Genomic DNA, 256 nt, shown 5'->3' with positions numbered 1-256 from the left:
CGACCGCCCCAGTCAAACTGCCCGCCTGACACTGTCCCCGTACCGGATCACGGTACCAGGTTAGAACCTAGATACGATCAGGGTGGTATCCCAACGTCGCCTCCACACAAGCTGGCGCTCATGCTTCTTAGGCTCCCACCTATCCTGTACAGATCGTACCCAAATCCAATATCAAGCTGCAGTAAAGCTCCATGGGGTCTTTCCGTCTTGTCGCGGGTAACCTGCATCTTCACAGGTATTAAAATTTCACCGGATC

1 rRNA gene is annotated in these 256 nt (G+C 53.5%); it reads right to left on the bottom strand.

Annotated features, from left to right (window positions below):
• A 23S ribosomal RNA gene (locus KI367_RS26870) occupies positions 1-256 on the bottom strand; the annotation flags it as partial.

This window comes from Paenibacillus cookii (assembly GCF_018333375.1).
Lineage (GTDB): Bacteria > Bacillota > Bacilli > Paenibacillales > Paenibacillaceae > Paenibacillus_AQ > Paenibacillus_AQ cookii.
The sequence above is the reverse complement of the archived record's forward strand: the minus strand, read 5'-3'. Positions and strand labels throughout refer to the sequence as shown.